The following is a 15,594-nucleotide window of genomic DNA, read 5'->3' as shown; positions in this document are numbered from 1 at the left end:
CGTTACTTCACAAAAAAGGTCAGGGTGGAACGCAGCACTTCCTGATCCGCCGAACCGTCGGCCGGCACGGCCTTGGCTTCCGTGCGCACCAGCCACAAGCCGGCATGGGTCAGGCGAACCTTGGCCACGCCGCTGTCGTCGGTTTCGGTGTAATAGGCGTAGGTGTTGGGATTTTTGGTAAACCCGTCATAGGTAGCCAGCACCGTGGCCGGCATGGGCTGGCCGTCCAACAGCACCTTGACCGGCAGATCCTCGCCCACCTTGGCCTTGGCCGGATCGGTCAGGGGCACGAGCTCCAGGCGCGCGCCGACCAGGGCGTCGAAGCCGGCCGTCTCGCCGCCCACGGCCACGAGTCCCTTGGCGAACTTCTCGTAGCGGTTGCTCTTGGTCGCGCCGGGCAGCTCCTTTTTGGTCCCCTTTTTCATGCCCTCCGGGGTCAGGCTCCAAAACTGGGGCAGCCGGTGGACATAGACGATGCCCGTGCCGGGCTTGGAGAAGACCGCTTGGCCGTCATAGGTTAAGCCCTTGTCGTTGGCCTTAAGGGCCAGGGCCACCTCGGCCAGCTTGCCGCCTTCGAACACAAAGGCCTTGACGTCGGGCGCGGCTTCCAACTCCTCGCTTTCAATAAACACGTGGGCCGAATGGACGCCAAAGGGCAGGGCCTTGCCCGGCGCGGCCGCTTCGGCCCCGGGTTTGACCACGGTCTCATGGGCCAGGGCCGGCCCGGCCGCCAGCAACGCTCCAGCCAGGAACAACGTCAGGCCTTTGATCAGGCTGTGCATGGAACTCCCCCTCTCAAGTGCTTTTGAAGAAATTTCATATGCGATCATTCGTCTTAAATATTTTTTCGTAACACGTGTCAACAACGTTTTCCCTCTCCACCCGCACTCCAGACGATCCTTGGCCCCGCCCCGAAACCCGGTTAGGATGGCCCAAAGGAGGCGCTCATGCCGCATACCTCGCCCATCCAGCCCATCTTCGCCCCGGACGCCATCGAGGCAGCCTCCCTGGCCATCATCGACAGCGAGGTTCCCGAACCGCGTCCCTACGACGGCCCGCGCTGGGACGTCGTGCGCCGGCTCATCCACACCACTGCCGACTTCGAGCTGCTTGATCTGGTCCGCTTTTCCGAAGGCTCGGTCCGGGAGGGCATCCGGGCCATCGAGGCCGGGGCCACCATTGTCACGGACACCGAAATGGCCCGCTGCGCCATACCGCCCCGGCGGCTGGCCCCCTTTGGCTGCGCCGTGCGCTGCTTCATGAACGACCCGGAGGTGGCGGCCGCGGCCAAGGCCGCCGGTTCCACCCGGGCCGCCCTGGCCGTGGATTTCGCCCTGGACCTGCCCGGACCGCTTATTTTCGTCATCGGCAACGCCCCCACCGCCCTGCTGCGGCTTTTATCCCGCATCGACGGCGGCGCGTCCGCCCCGGCCCTGGTGGTCGGGATGCCGGTGGGGTTTGTCAACGCCGCCCAGTCCAAGGCCCTGCTCATGACCCGGGCCGACCTGGCCTGGATCGCCATCGCCGGCCGCAAAGGCGGCTCGGCCCTGGCCGGAGCGACCATAAACGCCCTGGCCATCCTGGCCGGAGCCAAGACGGCTTAGCACCGCGATGCCGCAGATCGGATTCGCTTGAGGCGGGAAACGGGCCTGCGGCGCGACGGAAAACCGCAGGCATTCAAACAACCGGGGTTACGACCATGTCCCGGGTTCTGCGGCCCCGGGCCGTGACGGCCGGCCGCCATGAAAAAGGGCCGGACCAACAATTGTTGGTCCGGCCCGATCCGCAACAGGGCGGCCGCCCGCCCGGTTGCGTCCGTTTCGCCTTAAGCCGCGTCCTGGAAAACGCCTTGGCGCTTTCGCCGTAAGCGGCCTGCAACCATGGCTTATCCCCAAAAATGCCGTCGCTTCGGCCAGGGTCGCCGGGCTAGACGTTAAACAGGAAATGCACCACGTCGGCGTCGGCCATGACGTATTCCTTGCCTTCCTGGCGCAGGACGCCGGCGGCCCGGCATTTGGCCTCGGTCTGGTGCTTGAGGTAGTCCTCGAAACCGATGACCTCGGCCCGGATAAACCCGCGTTCGATGTCGGAATGGATCTGCCCGGCGGCGGCCGGAGCCTTGGTGCCGGCGGCGATGGTCCAGGCCCGGACTTCCTTGGGGCCGGCCGTGAAAAAGCTCAAAAGCCCCAGGGTCCGGTAGGCCAGGCGCACCACACTGTCCAGGCCCGACTCGTCGAGATTGTAGGAGGCCAAAAATTCCAGGCGCTCCTCGTCGGTCAGCCCGGCCAGATCCTCTTCCATGCGGGCGCACACCACCACCGTCTCGGCCCCGCGCGACTCGGCGATGGCCCGGACCTTGGCCACCAAGGCGTTGTCGGGCTGGCCCAGGTCCCCTTCGGCCACGTTGGCGCAGTAGATGACGCGCTTGGCCGAAAGCGGGCGGATCTCGTCAAAAAGAGCGATCATGCCCGGCGTATCGACCCCGTCCACGGAACTGGCCGGCTGGCCGGTCATGAGATGGTCGAGCAGACGCTTGCCGGCCTCGACCTTGTCGAGCAAATCGCGGTCCTTGCTGCCCTTGGTCTGTTTCACCATGCGGTCGAGCCGGTTTTCCAGCACCTGGGCGTCGGCCAGGATGAGCTCGGCGTCGATGACCGCGATGTCCCGGGCCGGGTCCACCGAACCCGAGACATGGACCACGTCGTCGTCCTCGAAGGCCCGGGCCACGTGAATGATGACCTCGGTTTCGCGGATGTGGGCCAAAAACTTGTTGCCCAGCCCCTCACCCTTGCTGGCCCCGGCGACCAGGCCGGCGATGTCGGTGAAGCGCACCGTGGCCGGCAGCACCTGCTGGGGCCGCACCAACTCGGCCAGGGCGGTCAGGCGCGGGTCCGGCACCGGCACGATGGCCACGTTGGGTTCGATGGTGCAGAACGGATAGTTGGCGGCCTGGGCGTTCTGGGCCTTGGTCAGGGCGTTGAAAAGCGTGGATTTGCCGACGTTTGGCAGACCCACGATGCCGACGGAGAGGGCCATGGGGCGATGATCCTTTTGCGGCGGGGCCTCCGCCGGACGGGGCCGGGAAACGGCCGTTGGCAGGAAAAAAAACCGGGCGGCGGCAGGCCGCCCGGCCGGGCTACTTGATGTCGCGGGTACGCAGCACGGTTTTTTGCATGAACGCGATGAGTTCGTAATCCGAGGCCATGCGGCTGAGGGCCTTGGACACGGTCATGCTGAGCAGCTTGTCGAACTCCGGCTCCACGCCCTCGGCCGGCAGCTTCCAGACCGTGTCGGCCTCATAGCGCCGGGTCAGGATCTGGCCGTTGTTGTCGGCCGTGACCTTGACCGCGCACACGGCCTTGGCGGCCAGATGCACGCCCTCGTGGCTCGGTTTGTAGGCCAGCTCCACGAGCTCCACCGTGATCGTGCGCACCACGGATTCCCGGGCCGGCGACGGGGTGAACCCCTTGTCGCGAAGGCCCTTCTCCACAGCCGCGTGGATGGCCGGCGACGGATCGCAGGCCGTTTGCAGCTTGCCGGCGAACGACGACTGGGGATTGCACAGCCCCACTTCGTCGTTGGGCCGGGCGTCCTTGACGGCCACGGACACGTCCACGCCGCGTCCAAGGGCCTCGGGCTCGACCACCACCGACGGCGTCACCGTCGCTTTCTGGCCGCCGCAGCCCCCAAGGGCCAAAATCAGAACCAGGGCCGCAAAAAGGGCCGACGCCCGAAGGCGTCGGCGCGAAGACGAATGGTTTTTCATGGTCGCACCTGCGCCGCCCCAAGGGCGGACAGGCCGTCTCTACAAGACCTTGCCCAAGGCCGCAAGGGCGGCGGCGTAGTCGGGCTCGTTGGTGACTTCCTTGACCAGTTCCAGGTAGGCCACCTTGCGGTCCGGGCCAAGGACCAGCACGGCCCGGGCGAGCAAGCGCAGTTCCTTGATGAGCAGGCCATACGCCTGGCCAAAGGAGGCGTCGCGGTGGTCGGACAGCGTCACGATGTTGGTGACCCCGGCCGCTTCGGCCCAGCGTTTCTGGGCAAAGGGCAGGTCCATGCTGATGACGAGCGCCTTGGCCTTGCCGCTAAGGCTCTCCATCTCCTTGTTGAATTTGCGGGCTTCCAGATCGCACACGGCCGTATCCAGGGACGGCACGGCAATAAGGATGAGGCCCTTTTCGGGGAAATCGGCCAACTTGGCCGGGGCCAGTTCGTTGGTGAGTACGGCAAATTCCGGGGCCGCGTCGCCAACGCCGACCGGGTTGCCGACAAGGGTCAAGCCGCCGCCAAGAAACGTGATAAGTCCGGTACGCTCGCTCATGGGCGTGTTCCTCCTGAGGGTGAGTAAGCCGCCCTGAAAAAAAGGCGACCTTATGACTTTATGCCCCCGGCGGGGTTTGGCGTCAAGAAGAGGCCGCGCCGCCGACCCAGGGCTTGCCCGCCGCCCGTATTGACAAGGCCGCCCGGCCGGGCATTGTGCCGGAAACAAAGGAGTCGCCCATGCCCGTTCGCCGCCTTTGCCCGCCCTTTACGGCCCTGTGCGCTTTCACCCTCGCCCTCCTCCTGGCCGCTGCCCCGGCCCTGGCCCAGAAAACCCCGGCCCAGGCCGGCCTGGTGGACATCACCACCGTGGCCCCGGACATCGCTCTCGACATCCGCTACGCCACGCCCAACAATTTCACCGGCGTGGCCGTCTACCCCGCCCCGCGCTGCTTCCTGCGCGCCGACGTGGCCAAGCGCCTGGCCAGCGCCCAGGCTGAACTCAAAAAAGAAGGCCTAAGCCTCAAAGTCTACGACTGCTACCGGCCCTTTGCCATCCAGAAGAAATTCTGGGCCCTGGTCCCCAACGAGGACTGGGTGGCCAAACCCGTGGAAAAGGACGGCAAGCCGGCCAGCGGCTCCAAGCACAACCGGGGCGCGGCCGTGGACCTGACCCTGGTGGACGCCGCCGGCCAGGAATTGCCCATGCCGTCCGGGTTCGACGATTTCTCGGAAAAAGCCCGCCGCGACTACACCGGCGGCGATCCGGCCGCCCGGGCCAATGCCAAACGGCTGGAAGCGGCCATGCAAAAGGCCGGCTTCGATCCGCTGCCCTCGGAATGGTGGCACTTCGACGGCCCGGGCTGGCAAAGCTTCGAACTGCTGGACGTGCCGATTAATTAATTGAAGACGGGGGAGGCCTCCGGCGGCTGGGGGCCTGAGGCCCCCAGACCCCCCGCATGAAGACAAAGGGTAAAGGGGGCTTGGCGTTGAGCGGCGAGGCGGCGTGGGGTCAGCGCGACGCGCCGTCGGCCGGCTTGGCCGAACAGGCGTCGGGCGCGGCCGCCCGGGGCAGATACACCTCGAACCGGCTGCCCTTGCCCTGGGCCGTGGTCAGAAGCACCGCCCCGCCGCAGCTCTTGACGATGCCATGGACCACGGCCAAGCCCATGCCCGTGCCCTGGCCGGGCTTTTTGGTGGTGAAAAAAGGTTCGAACACCCGCTCCGCCACTTCCGGGGCCATGCCGTGGCCGGTGTCTTCCACCCACAGCCGCACATACGGCCCCGCCGCCAAGGACGCCAGGGGTGCGCCGGCCGCGATGCCGCCGCCCTCCGGCCGCGGCGGCCCATCCACCGGGGCCAGCCCCACTTCCAGCCGGCCGCCGCCAACCATGGACTGCACCCCGTTGAGGCACAGGTTGACCAGCACCTGATGCATCTGGGCCGGATCGGCCCGCACGCAATACGGTTCTCCGCCGATCTCCAACTTCAGCTCCACCCCGGCCGGGGCCATGCCGCGCACCAGCTTGGCCGTCTCCTTGACCAGCGGGGCCAGGGGCAGATCGGACACCGAAATCTCGCCCTGGCGGCTGAAGGCCAAAAGCTGGCGCACCAGATCGCGGGCCCGCTCCGAGGCCAGCACCACGTCGGACAACGGCTTGCGCAGGGGATGCAGCACCGGCAGATCGGACAGCACCAGCTCGGAATTGAGCAAAATGGGCGTGAGGATGTTGTTGAAATCGTGGGCCACCCCGGCGGCCAGCACGCCAATGGCTTCCAGTTTCTCGGCCTGGCGCAGCCGGCGTTCCAGGTCGAGTTCGTAGGTCATGTCGCGCACCAGCAGGATATGGTTGACCACCTGGCCGGCCGTGTCGCGCACCGGGGAAATAAGCGCCTCGGCCACGGCTTCCTCGCCGCCCGGCCGGGTCAGACGCAGCCGGCCCGACCAGCGCAGCCCCAGCCCCAGCATCTTGCGCACGGACTCGGTCAGAAACGGGGCCAAAAGCCCATCCAGGGCGTCGCGGCCGAGCATCCCCTGGCCGCCGGCCACGATCTGGGCAAAGGCCGGATTGGCGTATTCCAGACGAAAATCCCGACTGACGATGACCAGCCCCTCGGCGCTCTGGTCCACGGCCGAAACCAGCAACATGCGCTCGCCCTCGGCCCGCTTGCGGTCGGTGATGTCCCGGGCCGCCCCCTCCACCCGGGCCAGCCGGCCGTCGGCGTCCAGCACCGCCCGGGCGTTGACGGACAGCCAGGCGGCCCGGCCGTCGCGACGCACCACCTGCATCTCGAAATCGTAGACCCGGTTGTGGCGGGCCAGCTGGCGCAAAAATTCCAGACGGTCCTCCTGCCGAGCCTGGATGCGGGTGAACAGGTCGCCCGGCTCGGCCAGGACCGCTTCCGGCGAGGCATAGCCGAGGATGCGGGCCAGGGCGGGATTGCAGGCGACAACGGCTCCGCTCGGCTCGAACTGGAAAATGCCCTCGGCGGAATGCTCAAAGATGTCACGATATTTGGCTTCGCTTTGCGATAGTTCCTGTTCCATGCGGCGCACGATGGAGACGTCGCGCCCCAGGGCCTGGTATTCGCCGATGCGGCCGGATTCGTCGAAAATGGCCCGCACCGACCAGTGCAGCCGGCGCTCTTCGCCCGAGGGCAGGACAATGGCGTGTTCCAACTCGCAGGTTGAGGCGCGCGGCGTCAGTTCCAGCAGCCGCCGACGCAAGGCCTGGGTCTCGGCCTCGGGCAACCGGTCGCCGAAATACCCGCCAATGAGGGCTTCCACCGGCGCGCCCAGCAGGGCGGCCAGATTGGCGTTGACGAAAGTGCGCCGCAAGGCCGGGTCCAGGCGAACCACCAACTCGGTCTGATCCTCCACGAGAGCCCGGTAGCGCCGTCGGCTGGCGTCGAGTTCCCGCTGGGCCATGTTGCGGTCGGTGATGTCCGTGAGCAAGCCCCACACGCCCAAGGGCAAGCCGTCGCGCAGAAGCGGAATGCGCGTGGCCAGGTACTCGCGCTCCCGGCCGCCGTGGACCAGCGTCACTTCCTCCGTGTTGGGCGTGCCGCTGTCCAAGGCGGCCAGGGCCGCCGCATGGAAACGAGAAAAGATGGCCGCCCCAATGATATGGGCCAAATGGCGGCCGAGGTACTCCCCGGCCTGTCCCCCGTGCAGCGAGACAAAGGCCCGGTTGACGTAACGCACGATAAAATCCCGGTCCACGGCAAAAATCGAATTCGGGGCCTGTTCGAGCACCGGCAACAGCCCCTCCTGGACCGTCCACACGCCAGCCTCGAAAACGCACACCACCCCGTCCCGCCCGTCCGGCCCAAGGCCGACGCAGGCTGCGCCAGGCGCGATCACGGCCGGCCCGCCCCGGGTCGGACAGGCCTCGCAGCCCTCCCCCCTGGCTCGAAGTACCCGATGGCAGGCCGCGCCCTGCCTTTCAAAAAACTCCCTGGCCCGGGCGTTGCCCCGCACGAAGCGGCGCTGCCCGTCCAGCACGGCCACGCCCAGGGACAACCCCTCGGCCAGGCTGCGCGACGGTTCGCCCGAAAGCGCCGACGCGCCCTCCTCAGCCAGGGCCTCGGCCAATTGGCGCGGCGACGGCCCGGTCATGAACAGCCCGAGCCCGAAACGGCTCCGGACGGCTGGTTTCGCCGCCAGGGAAAGATGGCCCGGCCGGGCTGGCCTTTTCGCCTGAAACGGTTTACCTTCAAACCATCCACCCATTTCCATCGGTCGTTTCGCATGGAAAAAGTCCTTATCGTCGAAGACAGCAAAGTCTTTGCCCGCATCCTCATCCGCAAGATCGAGGATGAACTCTTCTTCGACGCCTGCTGGGCCTCGAACTTCGAGGAAGCCCGCTATCTTATTGAGGAAAACCCCGACAAACACGACTACATCGTGGCCCTGCTCGACCTGCACCTGCCCGACGCCGCCGATGGCCGGATTGTTGATTATGTCATCGGCAAGGGCATCCCGTCCATCGTCTTCACCGGCGACGTCGACTGCGCCGTGCGCGACCGCATCTGGTCGAAAAAAGTCGTGGACTACGTCGCCAAGGATTCCCCCGACAGCCTGGACTATCTGTGCTCCCTGGTGCGCCGGGTGTCGCTCAACAAATACGTCCACGTCCTGGTGGTCGACGACTCCTCCACCGTGCGCCGCCATCTCATGCGCCTGCTCGAAGCCCACGAATTCATCGTCCATGAGGCCGAAAACGGCGAAACCGCCCTGGACGCCATCTCGCGCCACCCCGAAATCAAGGTGGTCATCGCCGACTACTTCATGCCGGGCCTGGACGGCGTGGAACTCACCCGCCGCATCCGCCGGCTGCGCCGCAAGGACGAACTGGCCGTCATCGGCATCTCCGCCTACGGCAACACCATCCTCTCGGCCCGGTTCATCAAGAACGGCGCCAACGATTTCTTGAACAAACCCTTTTCCAGCGAAGAGTTCTACTGCCGGGTCACCCAGAACCTGGAAATGCTCGAATACATCCAAAAGCTGCGCGAGACCGCCATCCGCGACCCCCTGACCGGCCTGTACAACCGCCGCCACTTCTTCGAGGCCGCCAAGACCCTCCACGCCGATCTGGCCCGGGGCGACACGCCCATGACCCTGGCCATGATCGACATCGATTTTTTCAAGAAGGTCAACGACACCTACGGCCACGCCGCCGGCGACGAAGTCCTCAAGCACGTGGCCCAGGGCCTTGGCAACCGCTTCCGCGGCCACGACGTGGCCGCGCGCCTGGGCGGCGAGGAATTCTGCGTCCTGGCCCGGGGACTCTCCGGCCAGCAGGCCATGGCCGCCTTCGACGATCTGCGCAACAGCATCGAACGCTCCAAGGCCAAGGCCGGCAAAACCGCCATCGGCGTCACCGTCTCCATCGGCATCTGCGACAAACCCCACGGCTCCGTGGACGCCATGCTGGCCGCCGCCGACGCCGCCCTCTACAAAGCCAAACGCACCGGCCGCAATCGCGTGTTGTGGGCAGAGTAAGCGTTATGAATAAATTAAGATGCCTCCGGCGGCTGGGGGCCTCAGGCCCCCAGACCCCCGAAAGGGGTGAAGGGGAAAGTGTCAGCTTGTCGAGGGAGTGGGAAAATTACCAGGCGCGCGGGGGCAGGCCGGTCAGCGTCCGGAAACGGTCTTCCAAGTCGGCCAGATAGGCCGCCGCCCCGGGCGTTCCCTCGGCCGGCGCGAACGGCGCGAAATCCTTGTCGTCAAGCGGCGCATACGGCCCGGGCTTGACCTCGAACACGGCCGTGTCCGCAGCCAACGCCACGATGCCATGCCACAGCCCCGGCCGCACGTCGATGGCCAGCACGCCCCGCTCCCGGTCGAGCACCACGCAGTCCGCCGCCGTAAAACTCCCGTCATCGGCAAAAACCACATGCCCCAGACTCCCGGTGAGCAGCACGAAGGATTCGGACTTGGCCGGCGACAAATGCCGGTGCGGCCGCACATAGCTCCCGGGCTGGAGCGCGTTGACCATGCGCTGGGGATTTTCGGCGTTGGCGGCGTGGAAGCGGTGCATATCACGTAGCCGGGCGTTGGCCCGGGCGTCGGCGGCCTTGACCGCAAGCAGAGCCGCATCGACCACGGCGAACCGGTCGTGGCCGGACTCGGTGGCTCCGGGGCCGATGCGGCGAAAAAGGGAATCGGAAGGCGTGTTAGCCATGCAGGGGCAGACCGGCGGCGATCATGCGGCAATAGGCGGCCGTGAGCTGGCCCGACAGGCACATGTCGCGCAGGACCAGGGCGGCGATGACCAGCCAGAAGCCCCAGGAACAGATGCATTTTTCCCGGCCCGAGGTCTGGCCGCGCTGCACGCCGAACAGATAGAGGCTCACAGCGGCGATGGGCAGCATGATCCACCAACGGATGGTGACGGCTTCAAAGAACATAAAAAGCACGAACAGCGCGCCAAGCGCCACGGCGATCCAGGTCATGGGCGCGAAACACGAACACGGGCAACCGCATTTGTTGTCGGACATGTGGGCGACTCCTTTGAAGGTTTGCCCGCTTATAGCGTCCGGGGCGCGCATATGTCCAGCCGGGCGTAGGCCGCGCCAAGGGCATCGGCCACGGCGGCCGGACTGTAGCGCGCCGCCACGGCCTGCCGTCCGCCCTGTCCCAGCCGGGCGGCCAGGGCCTCGTCTGCCAGAAGCGTGGCCAGGGCATCGCCCAGGGCCGGGGCGTCGCCCGGCGCTACGACCAGCCCCGTTTCGCCCTGGCGGTTGACCGCCGCCACGCCCGAACCGGCAATGGCCGTGGAAACCACCGGCTTGCCCCAGGCCATGGCTTCAAGCTGCACGATGCCGAACATCTCGGCCCGGGTCACCGACGGCAGGCAAAACACGTCGCAGGCCGCGAACCAGGCCGGCAGCTCGTTGTCCGGGATGCGTCCGGCCAGCAACACCTTATGGCCAAGGCCAGCCGTCTGAATCTGCCGGGCCAGTTCCCCGGCCAGGGGTCCGCCGCCGCCGATGACCGCCACGGCGTCGTCCGGCAGCCAGCGCGCCGCCTCAATGAGCACGGCAAAGCCCTTGTAGGGCACAAGCCGCCCCAGGGCGAACACCAGCCGCCGCCCGCCCGCGCGCGCCCGCACGGCGGCAAGGCCGGCCGGGTCGAGGCGGTCGGGATCGGCCGTGCCCGGCTCGACATAAAACGGGACCACGGCCCCCTTGCCGACAAAAAGCGCCGCCCTATTGGAAGCCTGCAAATGGACTGCCGTGGGGCCGATGACCAGATCGGCCCTACGGCACAGCCAGGCCTCAAAGGGCGAAACCAGGGCCCGAAGCGCTTTCTTGCCGATGATGTCGCTGTGCCAGTGGAGCACGATCTTCGCCTGGGGGCGGATCAGCCATAGAGCCACGGCGGCCAAAGGGTTGGGGCAATGGACGTGGAGCACTTCGAAACGCGGGGCCAGATCGGCCAGACGCAAAAGATACTCGGTGGAAAGGGGCTGGGAGGCGATGGTGGCCCAGGCCGCGGCCCGCAGGACCGGAACCGTTTCTGCTCCGTCGTCGTAGGGGCCGGCTCCGGCAAAACACAGCACGGCGTTTTCGTGGCCCAGCCGCGTCAAGGTCTCGACCATCTGCCGGGTGCCGGTTTCCACGCCGCCAGCGTCGGGCGGATAGAACTTACCGACCTGCAACACCCTCATGACGGCGGCAACAGCCCTTCCAGGGCTTCGGTGACGGTGCGGCGCAGATTTTCGACCCGGCGCAGGGTGAATTCATTTATGGGGTCGGCGGCCACGTCCTTGACCAGCCATAAGGCTCCCAGGGGCCGGCCGCCCTTGGCCAATAGCGGCAGTTCGAGCTTCATCACGGCCGGCGAACACAACAGTTCCCGGTCGGACACGGCCGACCCTTCCCGCCGCCAGCGGTAGACCGGCGGGCCGTCGACGGGAGCCGCCCCGGGCGGCTCGGGGTCCAGCCGGCAGGAACCGGCCCCGTCGCCGGACAGCACCATCTCGGCCAGGTCGAAGCGCAGATGGTCCAGAGCCTCGGTCATGCGCGTCCACAGCTCGGCCAGATCGTGGGCTTGGGAAATCTCGATTTGATGATGCAGAAACGTGCGCCGCTCCCGGGCAAACCCGGCGTCGTCGGACACGTCGCGCAGCCAGCCAAGAATCTTGTCCATGGCGAAATAGCTGCAATAACCGGCCTTGCGCACCAAAAAGACCAGCGCGCCGCCGACGACCAGCAAAAACAGCCCCGCCGGCACGTTGCGCAGATTGACCAGCACCAGGGCCGAAAGGGCCAGAAAAATGGTGATGCCATAAAGGAAAAGCACCACCTGGCGCTGAGACCAGCCGCGCGAGAGGAGCTTGTGGTGGACGTGGCGCTTGTCCGGCTCGAACATGTCCCGGCCGCGCATGAACCGCCGCAAGGGCGCGGAGATGGTGTCGAGAAGTGGCACGCCCAGGGCGATGACCGGCATGAGCAGCGTGGCCCCCACCTGGCTCTTGACCGAACCGGAGACGGACAACGCCGCCAGCATGTAGCCCAGGAAATAGCTGCCGCCGTCGCCCAGAAACAGGCTCGCCGGATTGAAATTGTAGCGCAAAAACCCCAGCGTGGCCCCGGCCAGCACGGCGAAAAGCGCCGCCGTATGCGGCTCGGCCCGCATGACGGCCAGCCCGGCCTGTACGGCGCTGGCGAAAAACACCACCCCGGCCGCCAGCCCGTCCAGGCCGTCGATCAGGTTGATGGCGTTAATAAGCAGCACGAACCAAAAGACCGTCACCAGATAGGACGAAACGTCGAACTGGACCACAAAAAGCCCGGGCAGGGCAAAAGACGTGATGCGCGCGCCGCCGTAGTAGGCGATGGACGCCGCCGCGATCTGGGCCAACAGCTTGAGCTTGGATGGCAGCGTCCACTTGTCGTCGGCAAAGCCCACGGCAAAGACCAGCGCCGCGCCCAGCAGCACATAGCCCATGGTCCGTCCGCCCAGCACGGCCACGGCCGCCGGAGGCAACAAGGCCGCCGCCAGGGGCAGACAGGCCATGAAGGTCAGAAACAACGCCAGCCCGCCGCTGCGGGGCATGGGCGTCACGTGAATGTTGCGGGCCGCCGGCATGGCCAGAATGCCGAAACGCCGCCCGGCCCACCGGGCAAAGGGCGTCAGCGCCAGGGACAGGCCCAGGGCGATGAGGAAGAGTACGGCGATTGGCGTCATAGGCGTACGGGCGGCCCAGGGCCGCTATTTCAAAAAGACGGCCAGCAGCGTCCCCAGCCCCAGCAAGGCCGCGATGACGCCGTTTAAGGTGAAAAAGGCCACGTTGATGCGCGACAGGTCGTGCTCGGAAATAAGCTTGTGCTCCACAAGCAGCACCGCCGAACACACGGCCCAGAAGGCGTAGTAGATCCAGCCAAGCCCGGCCGCATAGCCGGCCAGCAGATAAAAGGCCGCCGCATCGACATGGGCAAACGCCGCCAAGGCCAGGGCTGTGCCTACACCAAATCGCGACGGCATCGAGTGCAACCCCTGCGACCGGTCGAACTCCACGTCCTGGCAGGCATAAAGCACATCAAACCCGGCCACCCAGCAGGTGACGCCGCAACCGAAAAGGATCGCCGGCAAGGCGAATTCCGGCGCAACCGCCAGCCAGCCGGCCACCGGAGCCAGGCCCAGCACCGAGCCCAACACGAAATGACACAGCCAGGTGAAACGCTTGGTCAGGCTGTAAAACGCGCCCCAGGCCAAGGCCACCGGCGAAAGCGCCAGACACAGCGCATTGAGCCCGGCGCAGGCCCCGACAAAGACCACGGCGCAGCCGGCCGCGAACACCCAAGCCGCCCGCAACGACACCTCGCCCGTCACCAGCTCCCGGCCGGCCGTGCGGGGATTTTTCCGGTCAAACTTCACATCCGCCAAGCGGTTGACCGCCATGGCAAACGACCGCATGGCCACCATGGCCACCGTCAGCAATAGAAACGGTCGCCAGCCCGGCCAGCCGCCAGCCGCCACAAAAAGACCAATATACGCGAACGGCAAGGCAAACACCGAATGCTCCACCTTCACCAACCGCGCCATCGCGCCGACCATAGTGCGATCTCCTTTGGAAACTGGGAACCTGAGGGAGGGAACCTTTTTTTGCAAAAAAAGGTTCCCTCCCCCAGACCCCCACCCTCCCAAAAAACTCTCAATGGGGTGTTCAGTCCTGTCGCGGCCCTGTGTCGTGTTGCCGCCAACACCCAGCCCGGCAAGCAGCCCGAGGCTGGGCCTATCTGGTCGCTTTTTCTCCAACTTTTCGGCCCCGCTTCGGGGCCGAGGGCCAGGTGGGGCCTGGAATTTCAGGGGGCGCGGCCGGCGCGCCAGCGCTGGCCGCGCCCCCTGAAATTCCAGGCCCCTTCTTCGCGGCCAGCCGACTGCCGGCCGACCGCCTTCCCCGCCCGCCCGACCGCGCCCCGATCGGGGGTCCGGGGGGATGATCCCCCGGCGGGTCCGGGCAGCGCCCGGCGGGTGCAGGGCAGCGCCCTGCCGGGGTCCGGGGCAGCGCCCCAGCTAAACTCCGAGAGTAACTACGCCGTAGTTCTTTTTGCCTTTGCGCAACAGGGCGATATTGCCGCCGATGTAGTCACTGGCGGCAAGGGTCTGGTTTTCGTCGGCCACGCGGACGTTGTTGAGGTAGATGCCGCCGGCCTTGATGTCCTTGCGGGCCTGGGACAGCGACGGGCACAGGGCCAGATCGACCAGGAGCTTGGGCAGGGGCGGCACGACGTCCAGGGCGTCGTAGTTCTTGCCGGGCGCGGCGTCCAGGGCGGCGCGCAGGGTGGCGGCGTCCACGGTGCGCAGGTCGCCGCCGCCAAAAAGCGCTTCGGTGACGGCTTCGACCTTGGCCAGTTCCTCGGCCCCGTGGATCATGGTGGTGGTTTCCCGGGCCAGGGTTTTCTGGGCGGCGCGCAGGTGGGGCCGCTCGGCGGTCTCCACGGCCAGGGCGTCGATGGCTTCCTTGGATAAGTAAGTGAAGTAGCGCAGGAAGTTGCAGACGTCGCGGTCGTCGGCGTTGATCCAGTATTGGTAAAAGGCGTAGGGCGAGGTCAGGGCGGTGTTTAAGTAGATGGCCCCTTTTTCGCTTTTGCCGAATTTCGCGCCGGTGGCGGTGGTGATGAGCGGGAATGTCAGGGCAAAGGCCTGGGAGCCGGATTTGCGGCGGATGAGTTCCAGGCCGGCGGTGATGTTGCCGAACTGGTCGCCGCCGCCGATTTGCAAGGTGCAGCCCATGGTGCGATTCAAGTATTCATAATCCAGGGACTGCAGGATCATGTAGCTGAATTCGGTGTAGGAGATGCCGGTATCTTCACGGCCGATGCGCGATTTCACGGAATCCTTGGCCATCATGTAGTTGATGGTGAAGTGTTTGCCGGTGTCGCGCAAGAATTCGATGACCGAGATGGGCTGGGTCCAGTCGAGGTTGTTGACCGGGGTAACGCGGTCGGCCACGCCTTGGCGCTCGAAGAATGCCATGGCCTGGGACCGGATTTTCTCGGCCGAGGCGGCGACCATGTCGGCGGTGCGCATCTGGCGTTCCTTGTCCTTGCCGCTGGGGTCGCCGATAAGGCCGGTGGCGCCGCCGAGCAGGAACAGGGGCTTGTGGCCGGCCTTGGCGAAGCGGGCCAGGGCCATGAGCGGCACGAGGTTGCCGATGTGCAGGCTGTCGGCGGTGGGGTCGAAGCCGCAGTACATGACGCGGTCACGGGAGCTTAAGTGTTTGCGCAGTTCGGCCTCGTCGGAGCACTGGTGCACGAGGCCGCGCCAGGAGAGTTCGTCGAAAATATTCACGGCGATTCCTTTTCGGTAAAGCAGTC

15 protein-coding genes are annotated in these 15,594 nt (G+C 66.3%); 4 read left to right on the top strand and 11 right to left on the bottom strand.

Features of this window, described 5'->3' with window-relative positions:
* Positions 1 to 2 precede the first annotated feature (2 nt).
* Positions 3 to 782: a DUF4198 domain-containing protein gene (locus tag DMR_RS02355; RefSeq protein ID WP_043599886.1), complete on the bottom strand. Its 780-nt coding sequence runs from the start codon at positions 780 to 782 to the stop codon at positions 3 to 5.
* Between the two features lie 165 nt (positions 783 to 947).
* On the opposite strand from DMR_RS02355, the gene DMR_RS02350 reads away from it, so the two are divergent.
* Entirely contained in the window at positions 948 to 1,604 is a 657-nt protein-coding gene (locus DMR_RS02350; protein ID WP_012750077.1) for a precorrin-8X methylmutase, read from the top strand.
* Between the two features lie 95 nt (positions 1,605 to 1,699).
* Positions 1,700 to 1,867, top strand: a complete 168-nt coding sequence (locus DMR_RS24860) for a hypothetical protein (protein WP_012750076.1) — start codon at positions 1,700 to 1,702, stop codon at positions 1,865 to 1,867.
* A gap of 59 nt (positions 1,868 to 1,926) precedes the next feature.
* On the opposite strand, the gene ychF is transcribed toward DMR_RS24860, so the two are convergent.
* From ychF to tpx, 3 genes are all read right to left on the bottom strand, one after another.
* A complete protein-coding gene (gene ychF / locus DMR_RS02345) occupies positions 1,927 to 3,036 on the bottom strand; it encodes a redox-regulated ATPase YchF (protein WP_012750075.1) in 1,110 nt (369 codons plus the stop codon).
* A gap of 100 nt (positions 3,037 to 3,136) precedes the next feature.
* Positions 3,137 to 3,766: a YajG family lipoprotein gene (locus DMR_RS02340; protein WP_012750074.1), complete on the bottom strand. Its 630-nt coding sequence runs from the start codon at positions 3,764 to 3,766 to the stop codon at positions 3,137 to 3,139.
* Positions 3,767 to 3,805: 39 nt separating this feature from the next.
* Positions 3,806 to 4,321, bottom strand: coding sequence for a thiol peroxidase (gene tpx / locus DMR_RS02335; RefSeq protein ID WP_012750073.1), 516 nt, complete (start codon positions 4,319 to 4,321; stop codon positions 3,806 to 3,808).
* Positions 4,322 to 4,500: 179 nt separating this feature from the next.
* On the opposite strand from tpx, the gene DMR_RS02330 reads away from it, so the two are divergent.
* Positions 4,501 to 5,163, top strand: a complete 663-nt coding sequence (locus tag DMR_RS02330) for a M15 family metallopeptidase (protein WP_012750072.1) — start codon at positions 4,501 to 4,503, stop codon at positions 5,161 to 5,163.
* Between the two features lie 109 nt (positions 5,164 to 5,272).
* On the opposite strand, the gene DMR_RS02325 is transcribed toward DMR_RS02330, so the two are convergent.
* Positions 5,273 to 7,879, bottom strand: a complete 2,607-nt coding sequence (locus tag DMR_RS02325) for a PAS domain-containing sensor histidine kinase (protein WP_012750071.1) — start codon at positions 7,877 to 7,879, stop codon at positions 5,273 to 5,275.
* 132 nt (positions 7,880 to 8,011) lie between these two features.
* Here DMR_RS02325 and DMR_RS02320 point away from each other — a divergent pair, with 132 nt between their 5' ends.
* Positions 8,012 to 9,268 carry a diguanylate cyclase gene (locus tag DMR_RS02320; protein WP_012750070.1) on the top strand — a complete coding sequence of 419 codons (1,257 nt, stop codon included), beginning with the start codon at positions 8,012 to 8,014 and terminating at the stop codon, positions 9,266 to 9,268.
* A gap of 106 nt (positions 9,269 to 9,374) precedes the next feature.
* On the opposite strand, the gene DMR_RS02315 is transcribed toward DMR_RS02320, so the two are convergent.
* From DMR_RS02315 to tyrS, 6 genes are all read right to left on the bottom strand, one after another.
* Positions 9,375 to 9,950: a WbuC family cupin fold metalloprotein gene (locus DMR_RS02315; protein ID WP_012750069.1), complete on the bottom strand. Its 576-nt coding sequence runs from the start codon at positions 9,948 to 9,950 to the stop codon at positions 9,375 to 9,377.
* Positions 9,943 to 10,266 carry a hypothetical protein gene (locus DMR_RS02310; protein ID WP_043599883.1) on the bottom strand — a complete coding sequence of 108 codons (324 nt, stop codon included), beginning with the start codon at positions 10,264 to 10,266 and terminating at the stop codon, positions 9,943 to 9,945. The genes DMR_RS02315 and DMR_RS02310 overlap by 8 nt, the downstream gene beginning before the upstream one ends.
* Positions 10,267 to 10,295: 29 nt before the next feature.
* Entirely contained in the window at positions 10,296 to 11,438 is a 1,143-nt protein-coding gene (locus DMR_RS02305) for a glycosyltransferase (protein WP_012750067.1), read from the bottom strand.
* Positions 11,435 to 12,961, bottom strand: coding sequence for a glycosyltransferase family 4 protein (locus DMR_RS02300; protein ID WP_012750066.1), 1,527 nt, complete (start codon positions 12,959 to 12,961; stop codon positions 11,435 to 11,437). Before DMR_RS02300 ends, DMR_RS02305 begins: the two co-directional genes overlap by 4 nt.
* Before the next feature lie 24 nt (positions 12,962 to 12,985).
* Positions 12,986 to 13,831, bottom strand: coding sequence for a 4-hydroxybenzoate octaprenyltransferase (locus DMR_RS02295; RefSeq protein WP_043599880.1), 846 nt, complete (start codon positions 13,829 to 13,831; stop codon positions 12,986 to 12,988).
* Positions 13,832 to 14,290: 459 nt separating this feature from the next.
* Positions 14,291 to 15,568 carry a tyrosine--tRNA ligase gene (gene tyrS, locus DMR_RS02290; RefSeq protein ID WP_012750064.1) on the bottom strand — a complete coding sequence of 426 codons (1,278 nt, stop codon included), beginning with the start codon at positions 15,566 to 15,568 and terminating at the stop codon, positions 14,291 to 14,293.
* Positions 15,569 to 15,594: the final 26 nt, after the last annotated feature.

The sequence above is a fragment of the Solidesulfovibrio magneticus RS-1 genome (genome assembly GCF_000010665.1).
GTDB classification, from domain to species: Bacteria; Desulfobacterota; Desulfovibrionia; order Desulfovibrionales; family Desulfovibrionaceae; genus Solidesulfovibrio; species Solidesulfovibrio magneticus.
Note: the sequence above shows the minus strand (reverse complement) of the source record. Positions and strands in the feature narration are given on the sequence as shown.

What these genes read in the sequence shown, in the direction of transcription:
- DMR_RS24860 (WP_012750076.1), top strand. Translation starts at nt 1,700, where the DNA reads ATGTCCCGGGTTCTGCGGCCCCGGGCCGTGACGGCCGGCCGCCATGAA.
- DMR_RS02340 (WP_012750074.1), bottom strand. Translation starts at nt 3,766, where the DNA reads ATGAAAAACCATTCGTCTTCGCGCCGACGCCTTCGGGCGTCGGCCCTT.
- DMR_RS02330 (WP_012750072.1), top strand. Translation starts at nt 4,501, where the DNA reads ATGCCCGTTCGCCGCCTTTGCCCGCCCTTTACGGCCCTGTGCGCTTTC.
- DMR_RS02295 (WP_043599880.1), bottom strand. Translation starts at nt 13,831, where the DNA reads ATGGTCGGCGCGATGGCGCGGTTGGTGAAGGTGGAGCATTCGGTGTTT.
- DMR_RS02315 (WP_012750069.1), bottom strand. Translation starts at nt 9,950, where the DNA reads ATGGCTAACACGCCTTCCGATTCCCTTTTTCGCCGCATCGGCCCCGGA.
- DMR_RS02305 (WP_012750067.1), bottom strand. Translation starts at nt 11,438, where the DNA reads ATGAGGGTGTTGCAGGTCGGTAAGTTCTATCCGCCCGACGCTGGCGGC.
- ychF (WP_012750075.1), bottom strand. Translation starts at nt 3,036, where the DNA reads ATGGCCCTCTCCGTCGGCATCGTGGGTCTGCCAAACGTCGGCAAATCC.
- DMR_RS02300 (WP_012750066.1), bottom strand. Translation starts at nt 12,961, where the DNA reads ATGACGCCAATCGCCGTACTCTTCCTCATCGCCCTGGGCCTGTCCCTG.
- tpx (WP_012750073.1), bottom strand. Translation starts at nt 4,321, where the DNA reads ATGAGCGAGCGTACCGGACTTATCACGTTTCTTGGCGGCGGCTTGACC.
- DMR_RS02310 (WP_043599883.1), bottom strand. Translation starts at nt 10,266, where the DNA reads ATGTCCGACAACAAATGCGGTTGCCCGTGTTCGTGTTTCGCGCCCATG.
- DMR_RS02355 (WP_043599886.1), bottom strand. Translation starts at nt 782, where the DNA reads ATGCACAGCCTGATCAAAGGCCTGACGTTGTTCCTGGCTGGAGCGTTG.
- DMR_RS02325 (WP_012750071.1), bottom strand. Translation starts at nt 7,879, where the DNA reads ATGACCGGGCCGTCGCCGCGCCAATTGGCCGAGGCCCTGGCTGAGGAG.
- DMR_RS02350 (WP_012750077.1), top strand. Translation starts at nt 948, where the DNA reads ATGCCGCATACCTCGCCCATCCAGCCCATCTTCGCCCCGGACGCCATC.
- DMR_RS02320 (WP_012750070.1), top strand. Translation starts at nt 8,012, where the DNA reads ATGGAAAAAGTCCTTATCGTCGAAGACAGCAAAGTCTTTGCCCGCATC.